This window comes from Thiocapsa bogorovii (assembly GCF_021228795.1).
Classification (GTDB): Bacteria; Pseudomonadota; Gammaproteobacteria; order Chromatiales; family Chromatiaceae; genus Thiocapsa; species Thiocapsa bogorovii.
Genome location: NZ_CP089309.1, coordinates 1,795,836 through 1,811,432, shown reverse-complemented (window position 1 = coordinate 1,811,432; position 15,597 = coordinate 1,795,836). Strand labels below are relative to the sequence as shown.

Genomic DNA, 15,597 nt, shown 5'->3' with positions numbered 1-15,597 from the left:
GTGCTTATGGATAACGCCTTCCGGCAACGAGGCGCTTAGATTCCTCGCCACGGCCTATCCATCCCGGTCGAGACGGTTCTCCAGAGCGCTCGACAGGACGAGTCCGGCGAGGACAAATCCGAGGAAGAGATAAAACCCAGGCTCCAAGGAGGTGCCGTTGGTGGTCAAGACGGCGACCGCATCACTTGCGCCCCGAAGGCTGCCGAGTTGGTTGCCGACCAGGGCATCGAAGCCGATGTAGGCCATGAAGATGGCAACGACCATGACGTCCGCCATCGACCATTTACCGGACTTCAGCGCGAAGAAGCGGACGATCGACGATCCGCGTGACCCGCTCCAATCGTAGTAAAAGGCATACGTCCCCAACAACTTGAGCGCAGGGAAGACCACGCTGAAGAGGGTCAGGAGTACGGCGACCAACAGCATGTCGGCTTGGCCGGACTCGAACAGGATCCGCATCACGTCGAAGATGCTCTTCGTCTGGAAATAGAGCACCTGATCGGTAAAGACGACCGGCTCGCCGAGGAGCTGAAAGGCCAGTTCGGCGATGCGCGCATCGACCTCGATCATGGGCGTGGCCAGGCCGCCGACGAGCAGGAGGAAGGTCGCACCCACGAGTGCGAAGAGCAGAACCGGGGCGAGCCGATCGGTCGTCCTGTCCGACCCTCGCCCGCGCGGGGCACCGCCGACCAGCGAAACCATGAACACCAAGGCCGTCAGCCCGATCACGGCCCCGAGCTGTTGACGGATCCGCGGTTGGACCATGTCGATCTCGGTCTCGATCAGGCGCGAGCAGGCATCCACATCCGCACAGCCATAGCGCACCAAGACGGCCTCCAGCGGGCGGCGATCGGTCCCGGCACCGCTCGAGGCCACGGCATCGCGCAGCAGGACCCGCAACCGCGCCTTGATCTGCTCCTTCACACCGGGCACGGACAGCTGCTCGACGAAGGCATCGGCATACTCGGGCACTCGGTCGCGCAGACGCGCCACGTCCAGCAGCAGATCCTGCAAACCCTGCTGGAGTGCGCCTTGGAGCTGGTCCAGCCAGCTTCCGCCCGGGTCGGGCCGCCGCTGCGCGAGGTTGCGCTCGATCTCGCGGATCAGGGTATCGAGCAATTGGGTCACGGCCTCCGTCACCTGGGCCCGGCTAGCCTCTGTGAGATCCAACTCGTCGACGCGCTTCTCCAGGATCTCGCCGATCCGCGCGACCCAGACGTCGGCATCCAGCAGCCCGTAGCGGACATGGTGGATCTCGGCAAGATCCGTCTTCAGGATCTTCACGCGGTTCAGATCGGCGACCAGGCCGACCATCAACCAGGCGGCCCCGATCAGCAGGGCGACGGCCAAGACCTGTCGAACGCGTCGTCCGGTCTGCATCAGCCGACCGCCGCCAGACGCGGAGGTTGCGTCTCGGTCTGCGCTGCCGGCAGCGGCGAGCGCTCGTAGACGACGTTCACCGCGTCGCTTCCGAGGAGCTGTCGCAGACGTTTCAACAGGGCGTCGGTCGGCTCGACTCGCCAAGCGTCTCCGAGGACCATCTCGCCCGCTGCGCCGGGGCGGCAATAGCGCAGACGGACCGGGAGATCGCCGTCGCGAAAGGCCGCGAGTGCCACGCGCAAGGCATCGAGCCGAGCGAGGCCCTCGGCATGGGCAGCCGGATCCGAGAGGTCCAGGATGAGACGCAGATGATCGGCCATGCTTGCCCGCGCCTGCTCGAAGGTCCGCACGTCGTCGGCACGCAAGGACCAGCTGTCTCGGTACTCGTCGAAATTGAGCGCCCCCGAAACCTGTAGGATCTGGTCCGGCACCAAGAGATGACGCAACTGCTCGTAGAGCTCGGAGAAGACAGTGATCTCGATGCGCCCCGTGCGATCGTCGAGCACCACCGAGCCCATGCGCCCGCGCTGGGTCTTGCTGTGACGCACCGACACGACCAGGCCGGCGACACTGCGTTTCTCGCGGTCGCGCCGGTCCCGACGGCCCAGCTCGCGATCCGTCTCCAAGAGCTTGGCGATACGGCTGACCGCCATCGCCCGAAGCTCCGACTCGTAGCGATCGATCGGATGTCCCGTCAGATAGAGCCCGAGCGTCTCCTTCTCGCCCGCCAGGCGCTGCTCGTCTTCCCAGTCGGCGCGGACCTCGCTCGCTAATTGTGGATCGGGCTCGGGCGAGGCGACAGGCTCCAATGCACCGAAGAGATCGGCCTGACCGGCCGCCCGGGTTGCATGGTGCTGCTCGGCCAGCTTGAGCGCCAAGGGCAGCTCGGCCATCAGGGTTGCACGGTTCGGCCCGAGCTCGTCGAGTGCACCGGCGCGCACCAGGGCCTCGAGGACGCGTCGGTTGGCCTTGTGCAGATCGATCCGTCGACAGAAGTCCCACAGATCGCGGAACGGGCCCTCGGCCGTGCGTGTCGCGATGATCGCCTCGATCGCGCCCTCGCCGACCCCCTTGATGGCGCCCATGCCGTAGATGACGGTGCGCGGATCGGCGACGGTGAAGCGATAGGCAGAGCGATTGACCGCCGGCGGCTCAACCCGCAGGCGTAGGGCACGGCACTCCTCGATCAGGGTCACCACCTTGTCGGTGTTGTCCATGTCCGCACTCAGCACTGCGGCCATGAAGGCCGCCGTGTAATGCGTCTTCAGCCAGAGGGTCTGATAGCTGACCAGCGCGTAGGCGGCCGAGTGCGATTTATTGAATCCGTAACCGGCAAACTTATCCATCAAGTCAAATATGTAGGTCGCAACCGCTCGGTCGACCCCGCGCGCGACCGCTCCTTCCTCGAAGATGGTGCGCTGCTTGTCCATCTCCGACTGCTTCTTCTTGCCCATCGCCCTGCGCAGCAGATCGGCGCCGCCGAGCGAATAGCCGGCGAGCACCTGGGCGATCTGCATCACCTGCTCTTGATAGAGGATGATGCCGTAGGTCGGTTTAAGGATGGGCTCCAGATCCGGGTGCGGATAGGCGACCTCGGCGCGTCCGTGCTTGCGGTTGATGAAGTCGTCGACCATGCCCGACTGCAACGGGCCTGGGCGAAAGAGCGCCACCAGCGCGGTGATGTCGCCGAAGCTGTCGGGCTGGAGCTTCTTGATCAGCTCCTTCATACCGCGCGACTCCAACTGGAAGACCGCCGTGGTCTCGCAGCGCTTCAGGAGCGCGAAGGCCTCGGCATCCTGCGGCTCGATCCGCTCGATGTCGATCGCCGGCTCGCCGGCCTCGCGACGCAGCGCGTTCACCGTCTTGAGCGCCCAATCGATGATCGTCAGGGTACGCAGACCCAAGAAGTCGAACTTGACCAGTCCGACCTGCTCTACGTCGTCCTTGTCGAACTGGGTGACCAGGTTCTCCCCGCCCTGCTCGCAGTAGAGCGGAGCGAAGTCGGTGAGCTTGGTCGGCGCGATGACCACGCCGCCTGCATGTTTGCCGGCATTGCGGGTCAGGCCTTCGAGCTTGCGGGCCATGTCGATCAGTGCCCGAATCTCTTCGTCGTCCTCGTAGGCGGCCTTCAGATCGTCGCTCTCGGCGAGCGCCTTCTCCAGGGTCATCCCCAGCTCGAAGGGCACCATCTTCGCAACCCGATCGACGAATCCGTAGGGGTGACCCATAACGCGCCCGACATCGCGCACCACCGCCTTGGCTGCCATGGTGCCGAAGGTGATGATCTGGGAGACGGCCTCGCGCCCGTATTTCCCTGCGACATAGTCGATGACCCGGTCGCGGCCTTCCATGCAGAAGTCGACGTCGAAGTCGGGCATGGAGACGCGTTCCGGATTGAGGAACCGCTCGAACAGCAGATCGTGCTCGATCGGGTCCAGATCCGTGATCTTGAGCGCATAGGCGACCAGCGAGCCCGCGCCCGAGCCGCGGCCCGGACCGACCGGGATGCCCTGCGCCTTGGCCCACTGGATGAAGTCCGCGACGATCAGGAAGTAACCGGGGAAGCCCATCTGGGTGATGACGGACAGCTCCAGATCGAGTCGATCGCAATAGAGTCGACGTTGATCGGCAAGGTCGGCGGCCTCCGGGTCGAGGATCCGCTGCAGGCGCTCCTCGAGCCCGACCCGCGATGCCTCGGCGAAATAGCTGTCCACCGTCATCCCGGCCGGCACCGGAAAATCCGGGAGGAAGTTCTCGCCGAGGGTCAGCTCAAGGTTGCAGCGCTTGGCGATCTCGACCGAGTTCTCCAGCGCCTCGGGCAGATCGGCGAAGAGCTCGGCCATCTCCGCGGGGCTTCGCAGCGACTGCTCGGCGCTGTAGCGGCGCGGACGGCGCGGATCTTCCAGGGTGCGCCCCTCGTGGATACAGACCCGCACCTCATGGGCCTCGAAGTCATCGGGATGGAGGAAACACACGTCGTTGGTCGCCACCACGGGCACGCCCAAGCGGATGGCCAGATCCACACTGGTCTCGACCAGCTCGGCCTCTTGCTCGCGTCCGGTGCGCACCAGCTCCAGGTAATAGCGGTCGCCGAAGACCGCGAGCCACTCCGCGAGCCGACGCTCGGCGGCTTCGCGATGGCCGTTCAGGAGCAGTTGGGCGACGTCGCCTTGCGGCCCGCCCGAGAGCGCGATCAGACCCTCCGCCGCGGACGCGATCCAGTCGCGTTCCACGTAAGGCACCCCGAGATGCTGGCCCTCGACGTACGCCCGGGAGATGAGCTGCGTGAGATTGCGGTAGCCGATCGCATCCTGGACGAGCAGCACCAGGCGGTGTGGCTTATTGACGTCCTCCGGGTTGCGCACCAGGAGGTCGGCCCCCGCGATCGGCTTGAGTCCGGCCGAGACCGCGGCTTTGTAGAAGCGCACCAGCGCGAAGAAGTTGCACTGATCCGTGATGGCGACCGCCGGCATCCCCAGCGCGGCGACACGTTTCACCAACGGCTTGATCCGCACCAGCCCGTCGACCAGCGAATACTCGGAATGCAGATGCAGATGGACGAAGCTGGGATCCACGGTTGTCCTGATCGGGATTCGACGATGGCGGCAGGTGATGCCGGGCACATAGTCTACCGGTCTGCCGGCGTCACGCCGATTCGGAAAAACAGATCGGATCGGGGATCCGGGTCGGGATCCTCGACCGGGTCGAATGTCGCCGCGGCGGTTTGTTCCCTGACCGGTCGGGAGCAACCGCAACGACGGGCTTGGGGCCGGTTTGATTTCGCGGACTTTTCCGGTTTAGGCTGGTTCAGCCAAGAGGCATTGCGGGGGCTGTCCATGTTTTCACAAACCCTGACGCCGAAGGAGCACGAAGCCCGGCGGCGCTTCAGTGATCCGCGGCAGGGTCGTGGAATGGACTCCGCAAAGGTTCACGTTTGAGCCACTCTCAGCGGCGAATGCCGTGCGGTCTGGAAGAGAGCGTCCGATTCCGACCCTGAGATGGACCGACTCTGTGCCCGTGCCCGCATCGATGGTTTGGACTTCCGGAAACCGCCGACCGGCTCCCGCAAGACCCTTGCCATGCTCAAGCTCGCACTTGAGCATGCGCGGCGCCACGGGCTCAAGCGCATCGTCTTGGCGGTTCCCTTCCTCACCATCATCGAGCAGACCGCTCGCGTCTACCGCGACGTCTTTGCAGGTTTCCCGGAGCACTTCGTTCTGGAGCATCACAGCCTGGCGGGGCTGGGTGCCGAAACGGCACCGGGCGACGCCCGGCCCCCTCGATCGGTCCGCTTGGAGAAGAGGGGGATAACCGAATATCCACGAACGCCCGTCAATTCCACAGATTTTTCGGACGGACTTTCGGCGTTGAGTAAACTGTCCTCGGAACTGGTCCCCGGAACTGAGGGGTATATCCTCGATGGACTCCAGGAAATGTCAAACTGCGATTGTTGTCCCGGCAGAGCCGGGCGATGACCTGCCTATTTAACCATTGAGCCCCTGTATGACCAACAACGACATCCTGCGCCGCCTTCGATACACATTCGATTTCGATGATTCCAAGATGATTGCGGTGTTTGCCGCAGCGAACAGTCGGGTGACCCGCTCCCAAGTCAGCAATTGGTTGAAAAAAAGCGATGATCCGGAGTTCGAGGAATGTGGCGATCACCAATTGGCGACCTTCCTCAACGGCTTGATCAAGGATCGACGGGGCACGAAAGACAGCGAGCTGCCCGAGCCGGAGCAATCATTGAACAACAACATCATCTTTAGGAAGCTCAAAATCGCTTTGGATCTGAAAGCGGACGATATCCTGCGTCTCTTGGCCGCAAGCGATGTTCACATCAGCAAGCATGAGTTGAGTGCGTTCTTTCGCAAGCCGGATCATAAGCACTACCGCCAATGTAAAGATCAAATTCTGCGCAACTTTCTCAGCGGCGTGCAGTTGGAGTACCGGGATGGTCGTCCGCAACAGGACGACCCCAGCGCGACTGCGGGACACGTGTCTTGACTAAGACGTCATTCGCCTCTCTTAACCTCAACCCGGATCTGCTTGAGAATCTGTCCTCGCTCGGCTATGACACCATGACCCCCATCCAGGCACTGAGTTGTCCGGATATCCTGGCGGGGAGGGATGTCATCGCACAGGGAAAGACCGGTTCGGGGAAGACCGCTGCGTTTGGGCTCGGTCTACTGGAACGGCTCGATGTCGGACGCTTTCGGGTCCAGTCTCTCGTCCTCTGTCCCACCCGCGAGCTCGCCGATCAAGTGGCCCAGGAGATCCGCGCGCTCGGGCGTAGGAGGCACAACATCAAGGTGCTGACACTCTGCGGCGGGGTTGCCGTTGGCCCTCAGATCGGCTCACTGGAACACGGTGCCCATATCGTGGTGGGAACCCCGGGACGCATCGCGGATCACCTGGAGCGAGGCACGCTGCGGTTGGATGAGGTGACCATGCTGGTGCTCGACGAGGCGGATCGGATGCTTGAGATGGGCTTCGAAAAGTCGCTGGATGCGATCATCGACCGGATACCGACGATTCGCCAAACACTGCTGTTTAGCGCCACCTACCCCAGTCGGATCCAGGCTATCGCTCGGCGCATCATGACTGAACCGGTCATGGCCCAAGTAGCGTCCACTCACGACAATCACAGTATCGCCCAGCACTTCTATCGCGTGACCGACGATCGACAGCGGCAGCGAGCGCTATGTCTCTTGCTGTTGCAGCACCAACCGGTGTCGACCCTCGTGTTTTGCAATACCAAGGTCGATACGCGACACGTGGCTCAGGGGTTACGGGACAGTGGTTTTAGCGTCCTCGCCCTGCACGGTGACCTGGAGCAACGGGATCGGGATGAGATCCTGGTGCGGTTCTCCAACAAGAGCGTCTCGGTGCTGGTGGCCACCGATGTAGCGGCCCGTGGTTTGGACATCGACTCACTCGATGCGGTGATCAACTATCGGATTGCACTGGACGTGGAGGTGCATACCCATCGCGTTGGTCGTACCGGGCGTGCCGGCAGCAAGGGGGCGGCCTTTTCTCTCTACGATGACGGTGAGGCTCATCGCGTCGCCTTATTGGATACCTCGGTGGATCCAATCATGGACAGCGAGTTGTTGCCGTCACTCGACCCGCAGGAGCACCGCCCGATGGTGCCGCCGATGGTTACCGTTCAGATCGATGGTGGAAAGAAGCAAAAGGTTCGCCCGGGGGATATCCTGGGCGCTTTGACGGGCCCGGGTGGTATTCGTGGTGATCAAGTCGGAAAGATCCAGATCGCCGATCATTGGGCCTATGTGGCGGTCAGCCGAGAGAGCGTGGGGGCGGCGTTGAAAAAATTGTCGGTCGGCAAGCTGAAGGGACGCGCGTTTCGTATCAGGCTGATCGAATAACCACGCTCTTCAGCGGTGTCCTCCCGCGTGAAGGGATCTCCATCAGCATGGATGAACGTGGGCGGGCATTGGACAACTTCCGGGTGGCGCTCGATCATCCCGATCGGCGCGCTCGAAGAAAGGGGGGGCTAAACGATGACGCCCGATCTGGCGCTGAGCGGCCTGCATCGCCCGGCCAATTGACCGGGCGTGGATTGAAGCTTCGACACGGCGGCGCGGGTACGAGCCGATCTGCGGGCATCGCGCGTCCTCGGCCTACGGCCCGGTCTTAAGCGCCCGCACCTGATCGAGCAGTGCGGGATCGTCCCATTCACGCTCGCCGGTGGCGCTGTAGACCAGGCGGCCTTCCGGGTCGATGACGAAGGTCGTCGGCAGCCCCTTGACCGGGTAGCTCTGCACGACCTCGGAGTCCAGGTCCATCGGGATCGGGAAGTCGACGTCGGTTTCGCTCAGGAACCGTGCGATGGTCTCGGCGTCTTCGCCGACGTTGACGGCGATGACCGAGACGCCCTCGTCGGTGAGGGTTTCGTGGGCACGCTGCATCGAGGGCATTTCGGCGCGGCAGGGCGGGCACCAGGTCGCCCAGAAATTGAGGATGATGGGCTTGCCGCGATGATCGGCGAGACGTTGCGGCTCGCCGGCGGGCCCTTGGAGGTCGAACTCGGGTGCCTGGATGTCGTCCGACATCGGCGTCAGGGTTTGCGGCTCGTCCGCCGTCAAGGCGGCAGACGAGAATAAGAGGGCCGAAGCCCCGACGAAGTTGCAGAGAGAACGCATGGGGTTGCTCTTCGATGAGGTGATGTCTGTCGATCACCCGCGAACGCGATTCATGCCGCCTTGGCAAGGCAGGGGCTCATCGCGCCCTCGGGACTACGGAGATGGAGAGGGCACAAGCAGGCTTCAAGTCGGCGCGACACCCTGGGTAGATCACGGCGACAACGCGCACCGACCCGATATAATGAAGCGACGGCAAGCGGCCGGAAGTGCCGTCCGACTCCTCCCCCGAGAGAGCGCACATGAACCACGCCATGCCCGTGTCCGAGCGCATCGATGCGCTGCTCTGGAGTCGCCCGCTCGACGAAGTGCCGCCTTGGCAAGCCCTTCCGATCTGGCTCGGGCGTTTGATCTATGCGCTCGTCCGCGACCTGACGCAAGGCTATCTGTCCCTGCAGGCCATGAGCCTGGTCTACACGACCATCTTGGCGCTCGTGCCCCTGCTGGCGGTGACCTTCTCGGTGTTGAAGGGGTTCGGTGTCCACAATCAATTGGAGCCTCTGCTGCTGAAGGTGTTCGGACCGCTCGGCGAGGGCGGCGTGGAGATCACCACCCAGATCATCGGCTTTGTCGACAACATGCGAGTGGGCGTCTTGGGGTCGGTTGGACTCGCACTGCTGATCTACACCGTCATCTCGCTGGTCCAGAAGATCGAGCAGGTCTTCAACTTCACTTGGCGCGTCTCCACGCAACGCTCCTTCGCGCAACGGTTCAGCAAGTATTTGAGCGTTATCCTCGTGGGCCCAGTGCTCTTTTTCTCGGCTGTCGGGCTCTCGGCCTCGCTCGGCGGGAACGCCTTCGTTCAAGCGATCATCGAGGCGAAGCCATTCGGACATGTCTGGCATGCGTTGGGTCAGCTCGGGCCCTACATGATGATTTCGCTGACGTTCGCCTTTTTTTACCTCTTCGTTCCCAACACGCGGGTCCATATCCTCTCCGCGCTCGTCGGGGCACTCATCGCCGGGCTGCTTTGGGAGTTCATCGGGGGGATGTTCTCTTATTTCATGGCCAGCTCGACGCGCTTGATGGCGGTCTATTCGAGTCTGGCAATCCTGATCCTCTTCATGATCTGGATCTATATCGCATGGTTGATCCTGCTGATCGGCGCAAGCATCGCCTTCTACCACCAACACCCCGAGTATCTCAGGATCCGATCGCGTGATCTGCAGTTGAGCAATCGACAGCGCGAGCGTCTGGCCCTACTCCTTGCGGGTCAGGTGGCGCGCCGTTACGAGTCGGGCGAACCGCCTTGGAGCAGCGAGGCGCTCGCGCAGACGTTCGGGGTTCCCAAGAGCAATGCCGAACGGATGTTGGCCGTGCTTGAGGAGGCCGGCTTTCTGATTCGCACGATCGGCGATTCGCCGACCTTCGTCCCGGCGCGCGCAACGGACGCTATCTCGGTCAAGGCGATGCTCGATGCGGTGCGCTGTTTCGAAGAACGCGAGAGCGGTTGTCGAGGCACCCTCCCGGACGGGGAGATCGGACGGATCGAGACGGGCATCGATCAGGCCATTGACGCGGCGCTCGGCGGCATGACGCTGCGTGACCTCGCCCGTGCGCTCGACACGTCCGCGGTTGCGGCTCCGTTCGTCGACTCCGGGAAGGGTTGATCCGACCATGCCTTACCGTGGTAACGATCTGCCGCATCATCCCGCGACGGATGCGCTGATCGAGGCGGATCTTACGCGCCTCATGTTCGAGCAGCTTCCGGCCAGTCTCGTCATCACTGCGGCGAATGCCCTGCTGGTGGCAGGCGCGATGAGCCTGGTCTCGTCTCCGGCCGGGGCCTGGATCTGGTTCGCTGCACTCATCGTGATTCTGATCGCCCGCGGGCTCCTGATGTTGCGCTATCGGCGGGCCGGCGAGGCCCGTTCTTCCACCGATTGGACCCGTCGCTTCGCGCTGGGTGCCGCCGCAACCGGTCTCGCCTGGGGCCTCTCGGTCTTCCTGCTCCCCAGTCATGTCTTGACCTACCAGGTCTTTCTCGGCTTTGTCATCTCGGGGATGGTCGCCGGAGCCATCCCGAGCTTGAGCGCCTGCCTGATGGCCTATCTCTTGTACATGCTCGGCGCGCTGGTGCCCTTCGCGCTGCGGATGATCGTCATCGGCGACGAGCTTGCCTATACCTTTCTCGCGTTGATCCTGCTGTTCGCCGTTTTCATGTGGCTGAACGCGGGCCGCTACCATCGCACCCTGCGCCACTCGCTCGAGCTGGGGCACGTCAATCTCGATCTGATCGCAAGTTTGACGCAGGACAAGGAGCGGATCGCCGCGTTGAATCGGGATCTGGAGCGCGAGATCGAGGAGCGGCGTGCGACCGAGGCGGCCTTGGTGGTCGCCAAGGAGCAGGCCGAATCGGCGAGCATCGCCAAGGGTCAGTTCGTTGCCAACATGAGCCACGAGATCCGCACGCCGATGAACGGCGTGCTCGGCCTGCTGGAGATGCTCTCGCACGAGCGCCTGAGTGCGGAGCAGAAGGGACTGGTCGATGTGGCGCACACTTCGGCCGAAAGTCTTCTCAACGTCATCAACGACATCCTGGATTTCTCCAAGATCGAGTCCGGGCGACTCGATCTCGAGCGCATCCCGTTCGATTTGCGCCGTCTTGTCGAGGATGTCGCCGGTCTCTTCACGGCGAGCGCGCGCAGCAAAGAGCTTGAGCTGGTCTGCTTCGTGCCGCCGGGGATGCCCGACCGCGTCCTGGGCGATCCCCACCGTCTGAGGCAGATCCTGACCAACGTCTTGGGCAATGCGGTGAAGTTTTCGCTCTCGGGCGAGGTTGCTCTGCGCGTCGATGTCTGCGCGGAGGAGGGCGGGCGCAGCCGATTCTGTTTCGAGGTCTCGGACACCGGGATCGGCATGACGCCCGAGCAGCTCGAGCGTCTCTTCAAGCCCTTTGTCCAGGCGGACGGCTCCACGACGCGGCGTTTCGGAGGCTCCGGTCTCGGTCTCGTCATCAGCAAGGATCTGATCGAGCTGATGGGTGGCGACATCCAGGTCGAGAGCACCTTCGGCCGGGGTTCTCGGTTTCGCATCCGACTGCCGTTGGATCATCAGCCCGCCAAGGCTGAGCCGGCCGGCGGTGCAGGGCTTGAGGGTCGGCGGATCCTCTGCGTCGACGACAACGCAACCAATCTGGAGATCCTCGGACACTATCTGCGCGGCTGGCGTGTGGCCTACGAGGCCGCACCCGACGGTCCGGCAGCGCTCGAGCGGCTTCTCCATGCGCAGGCGCTTGATCGCCCTTTCGAGGCCGCCGTGCTGGATCTGCAGATGCCCAAGATGGATGGCCTTGCGCTCGCGTGTCAGATTCGCGCGACCCCGGCCATCGCCGACGTCCGACTGATCCTGCTAACCTCGGGCGGGCGCCCGGAGCCGTTCGGAGAGACCGCTGATCTGGTCGATCTTGTCTTGAGCAAGCCGGTGCGGCGGGGTCTGCTTCGCGACGCACTCGCGCAGGTTCTCCTCACCGACAGGTCGATCCCGGATCAAGGCGAGAAGCCGATGCTCGATCGGCCCCTCGAGGGGCGTGTGCTGCTGGCCGAAGACAATCCGGTGAATCAACAGGTGGCGCGCGGGATGCTCATGCGGTTGGGCATCGAGCCCGACCTCGTTCAGAACGGCGCCGAGGCGATCGAGCACCTTGCGAGCGGGCGCTACGACGCCGTGCTGATGGACATGCAGATGCCGGTGCTCGACGGCCTCGGGGCGACGCGACAATGGCGGGAGTGCGAGCATCGCGAAGGCCGTTCACGCACCCCCATCATCGCCATGACCGCCAACGCGATGGCTAAGGATCGGGATGCCTGTCTGCAGGCGGGGATGGACGACTATCTCGCCAAGCCGGTCAAGCTTGCCGAGCTGCGCGAGACCTTACTCCGGTGGTTGCCGGTTGCGAAACGAGGGTGAATTACGGGCTCCGCTCGTCGTTCGGAAAGAGTTCGTGATATGCCGAGGCGTCGAAGACCGCCTCGATCCTTTGGATCCGGCCTTCGTGCACGCGCGACCACTGCGCGGCCTCGACGGAGAGCTTCTCGGAGATTTGGATCCGATAGGTCAGGAAATGGCAGATGTCCTCGCCATCCACAAAGACCTTTCGGATCTCTCTGTCGATCATGATGCCGCTCGACACGGCGGCGTACTGGATGAATTCATCCGCCCGATCGAACGCAGCGATCGGACTGCGGTAGCAGAAACCCTGGTCGGCGAGCAAACCACGCATCGCATGGAAATCCCGCGCCAATTGGGCGTCGAGATAGGCATCCACGATCGACAGAGGGTCTGGGGTCACCGTCGTCTTCCGGTTCGGCGAGAAGGAGCGCTCATGGTGCAGGGTTTTCCTGGGGGCGTCCAATCGACACCCGAAGACGTTGCGATTAGCGCATCCTCAAGCCCCGCAGAGTGCTCCGAACGCGATTCAGCTTCAGTCCTGCGTCTGGGATTGCGACTGCGTCTCCGGAGGCGGCGGAAACCACGTCCGTGCGAGCTCCTCGTGCAGATCGCCGATCCCGACCTGAAGGTCGTCGATGAAGGCATGGAGCTGTTGCTGATTGAGTCGACGCGGCTCGGTTCCTTCGAGATTGCGCTTGAGACGTCCCGCCACGCGCAAAGCGGATTCGTTGCGCGGCAGCTTCGAAAGACTAGTCCGCAATGCTTCGATGCAATGCACGACCGAGCGCGGGAACGCCTCGTTCTGAAAGAGAAAACGCAGTACCGGCCCACGCAGTACGCGAATCTGCTCGCTGCGCCGATAGGCTTGATAGGCCGTCATGGATTTCAGCACGCTGACCCATTGAATCGTCTCGAAGGGTCGTAGCTCGGTTGCCTCCTCGGGCAGCAGATTGGCGGAGCGAACGTCGATGATCCGGGTGGTCATGTCCGCACGCTCCAGAAAGCGCCCTAGGTGGAGGAAGTCATAACCCTGATCGTGCAGCATGGTGCCCGAGAGCAGCCCGTTGATGTTCTGGGCGCCTTGGATCACCCGCTTCAGATAGGCGTGTCGACCGCCCTTCGTCATCCCCTTGGGGAGATCCTCGCGGGCGAAGAGATAGATCTCGTTCAGCAGCTCCCAGACCTCGCGCGGAACGAAGTCGCGAATGGTGCGACAGTTCTCGCGTGCCGCCACCAGAGCCGGCACGATCGATCCTGAATTACGCTCGTCTGCGAGTAAAAACCGCACGACGTTGCGTTCGCTGTAGTCCTTGTAGTGCTCTTCGAAGAGCAGGTTCGCGCCCGTGATGTCCACCAATGGCCTCCAGCCGGGCGCGATGCCTTTCGGCAGGTCGAGCAGGAGATTGGCGTTGACCGTCACGATACGGGCGGTGTTTTCGGCCCGCTCGACATAGCGGGCCATCCAGTAGATATTTTCTGCAACGCGCGAGAGCATGCGTTCCGACCCCTATGCTCGATTGGATTCGCTACGGTTCATGCCGACGGCTCGGCCGCTCATTCGTCGGCCTGCGGCGGCTCGGGCACGATCCAGGTGTCTTTGCTGCCGCCACCTTGGGACGAGTTCACGACCAGAGACCCTTTTCGCATCGCCACCCGTGTCAGCCCGCCCATCGTGACCTGCTGGCGGTCCGCCGAGAGGATAAAGGGGCGCAGATCCACATGACGCGGCTCGAGCTTTTTGCCGATGATCGTCGGCACGGTCGAGAGCTTCAGGGCCGGCTGGGCAATATAATTGCGGGGGTCCTTCTTGATCAGCTCGGCGAAGTGCTCGCGCTCGGCTTTGGTCGATGCGGGCCCCACCAGCATGCCGTAGCCGCCTGACTCGTTTGCGGGTTTAACCACCATCCGTTCCATATTCTCGAGCGTATAGGCCAGGGCATCCGGCTCCATGCAGCGGTAGGTCGGGACGTTCGGAATGATGGGGTCGGCGTCGAGATAATAGCGGATCAGCTCGGGCACGAAGGCATAGACGACCTTGTCGTCCGCAACCCCGGCGCCGGGCGCATTGGCCAAGGCGACGTTGCCGGCCTTCCAGGCGCGCATCAGTCCGGGCACCCCGAGCGCGGAGTCGGGAAGGAATGCCTCGGGATCGAGGAAGAGGTCGTCGATGCGACGATAGACGACGTCCACACGGGCGAGCCCGTCGACGGTGCGCATGTAGACGCAGTCGTCTTTATCGACAAAGAGGTCGCGGCCCTCGACCAGCTCGCAGCCCATCTGTTGTGCGAGATAGGAGTGCTCGAAATAGGCCGAGTTGTAGATGCCGGGGGTCAGTACCACCACCGCGGGATAGTCCGCGGGTCGCGGCGAGAGTGCCGCCAGGGTGTCGAAGAGCTCCGACGGATAATCGTCGACCGGCAGCGGGGCATAGTGCTCGAACAGCTCGGGGAGCACGCGTTTGGTGACCAGACGGTTCTCCAACATATAGGAGACCCCGGACGGGACACGCAGGTTGTCCTCCAGGACGTAGAGGGTTCCGTCCGCGTCGCGCACCAGATCCGAGCCGCAGATATGGGCCCAAATCCCCAAGGGCGGGTCGACCCCGATACATTGCGGGCGGAAATTTACCGATTTGGCGAGAACCTCGGCCGGAAAGACACCGTCTTTGATCACCTTCTGGTCGTGGTAGAGGTCGTCGATGAAGAGGTTCAGGGCCTGCACGCGCTGGCGCAGCCCGGCATCCACACGTTCCCACTCGGACTGAGCAATGATGCGGGGGATGATGTCGAAGGGCCACGTTCGATCGATGGCGCCGCCTTCCTCCGAATACACGGTGAAGGTGATGCCCATCTCCTTGATCGAAACATCGGCGGCCTCTTGGCGGGATACGAGCTCCTCGGGGCCGAGTGCTTCCAGATCGGCAAGCAGGCCGGCGATTGCCCGATGCCCGTTGCCGGCGACCAACTCGTCGTAGAAACCCTCGGAGGGATAGGCATTCCAATCGATACTCATGGCTCTTACTCGCAGACCAGGTGTCGGGGGGTGTCTCGGCCGGGACGATTTGCGACGTCGATCCATCGAAGACCGACCTCGAAACCTCCCGCTCGGAGTATGCTGGACACGGGCTGCGACGTCCATCCGCTCACGCGGTGACGAAGCA

The 15,597-nt window shown here is 63.1% G+C and carries 11 protein-coding genes; 5 read left to right on the top strand and 6 right to left on the bottom strand.

What is annotated here, in order from left to right:
* Positions 1-54 precede the first annotated feature (54 nt).
* Complete coding sequence (locus LT988_RS08250) at positions 55-1,380, bottom strand: paraquat-inducible protein A (protein WP_232409694.1); 1,326 nt, start codon at positions 1,378-1,380, stop codon at positions 55-57.
* Positions 1,380-4,955: a DNA polymerase III subunit alpha gene (gene dnaE, locus LT988_RS08245; protein WP_232409693.1), complete on the bottom strand. Its 3,576-nt coding sequence runs from the start codon at positions 4,953-4,955 to the stop codon at positions 1,380-1,382. Before dnaE ends, LT988_RS08250 begins: the two co-directional genes overlap by 1 nt.
* Positions 4,956-5,378: 423 nt before the next feature.
* On the opposite strand from dnaE, the gene LT988_RS08240 reads away from it, so the two are divergent.
* From LT988_RS08240 to dbpA, 3 genes are read left to right on the top strand one after another with little or no spacing between them, the layout of a single operon-like run.
* A complete protein-coding gene (locus LT988_RS08240; protein ID WP_232409692.1) occupies positions 5,379-5,855 on the top strand; it encodes a hypothetical protein in 477 nt (158 codons plus the stop codon).
* A 28-nt stretch (positions 5,856-5,883) separates the two neighbouring features.
* A complete protein-coding gene (locus LT988_RS08235) occupies positions 5,884-6,390 on the top strand; it encodes a YehS family protein (protein ID WP_232409691.1) in 507 nt (168 codons plus the stop codon).
* Positions 6,387-7,772, top strand: a complete 1,386-nt coding sequence (gene dbpA, locus LT988_RS08230) for an ATP-dependent RNA helicase DbpA (protein WP_232409690.1) — start codon at positions 6,387-6,389, stop codon at positions 7,770-7,772. Before LT988_RS08235 ends, dbpA begins: the two co-directional genes overlap by 4 nt.
* A 255-nt stretch (positions 7,773-8,027) precedes the next feature.
* On the opposite strand, the gene LT988_RS08225 is transcribed toward dbpA, so the two are convergent.
* Positions 8,028-8,549, bottom strand: coding sequence for a TlpA family protein disulfide reductase (locus tag LT988_RS08225; protein WP_232409689.1), 522 nt, complete (start codon positions 8,547-8,549; stop codon positions 8,028-8,030).
* Between the two features lie 239 nt (positions 8,550-8,788).
* Between LT988_RS08225 and LT988_RS08220 the strand changes: the two genes are divergently transcribed.
* Entirely contained in the window at positions 8,789-10,156 is a 1,368-nt protein-coding gene (locus LT988_RS08220) for a YhjD/YihY/BrkB family envelope integrity protein (protein ID WP_232409688.1), read from the top strand.
* A 7-nt stretch (positions 10,157-10,163) separates the two neighbouring features.
* The gene (locus tag LT988_RS08215) at positions 10,164-12,455 is read left to right on the top strand and encodes a response regulator (RefSeq protein WP_232409687.1); all 2,292 of its coding nucleotides are present in this window, start codon (positions 10,164-10,166) and stop codon (positions 12,453-12,455) included.
* A 1-nt stretch (position 12,456) separates the two neighbouring features.
* Here the strand turns inward: LT988_RS08215 and LT988_RS08210 are convergent, their stop codons facing one another.
* From LT988_RS08210 to LT988_RS08200, 3 genes are all read right to left on the bottom strand, one after another.
* Positions 12,457-12,837 (bottom strand): nuclear transport factor 2-like protein, encoded by a 381-nt coding sequence (locus LT988_RS08210; protein WP_232409686.1) that lies wholly within the window; start codon positions 12,835-12,837, stop codon positions 12,457-12,459.
* A gap of 132 nt (positions 12,838-12,969) precedes the next feature.
* Entirely contained in the window at positions 12,970-13,932 is a 963-nt protein-coding gene (locus LT988_RS08205; RefSeq protein WP_232409685.1) for an alpha-E domain-containing protein, read from the bottom strand.
* A gap of 59 nt (positions 13,933-13,991) precedes the next feature.
* Complete coding sequence (locus LT988_RS08200) at positions 13,992-15,449, bottom strand: circularly permuted type 2 ATP-grasp protein (protein WP_232409684.1); 1,458 nt, start codon at positions 15,447-15,449, stop codon at positions 13,992-13,994.
* Between the last annotated feature and the right edge of the window lie 148 nt (positions 15,450-15,597).

Excerpts from the sequence above, each read along its gene's own strand:
- LT988_RS08250 (WP_232409694.1), bottom strand. The coding sequence starts at position 1,380 with ATGCAGACCGGACGACGCGTTCGACAGGTCTTGGCCGTCGCCCTGCTG.
- LT988_RS08240 (WP_232409692.1), top strand. The coding sequence starts at position 5,379 with ATGGACCGACTCTGTGCCCGTGCCCGCATCGATGGTTTGGACTTCCGG.
- LT988_RS08235 (WP_232409691.1), top strand. The coding sequence starts at position 5,884 with ATGACCAACAACGACATCCTGCGCCGCCTTCGATACACATTCGATTTC.
- LT988_RS08225 (WP_232409689.1), bottom strand. The coding sequence starts at position 8,549 with ATGCGTTCTCTCTGCAACTTCGTCGGGGCTTCGGCCCTCTTATTCTCG.
- LT988_RS08220 (WP_232409688.1), top strand. The coding sequence starts at position 8,789 with ATGAACCACGCCATGCCCGTGTCCGAGCGCATCGATGCGCTGCTCTGG.
- LT988_RS08215 (WP_232409687.1), top strand. The coding sequence starts at position 10,164 with ATGCCTTACCGTGGTAACGATCTGCCGCATCATCCCGCGACGGATGCG.
- LT988_RS08205 (WP_232409685.1), bottom strand. The coding sequence starts at position 13,932 with ATGCTCTCGCGCGTTGCAGAAAATATCTACTGGATGGCCCGCTATGTC.
- LT988_RS08200 (WP_232409684.1), bottom strand. The coding sequence starts at position 15,449 with ATGAGTATCGATTGGAATGCCTATCCCTCCGAGGGTTTCTACGACGAG.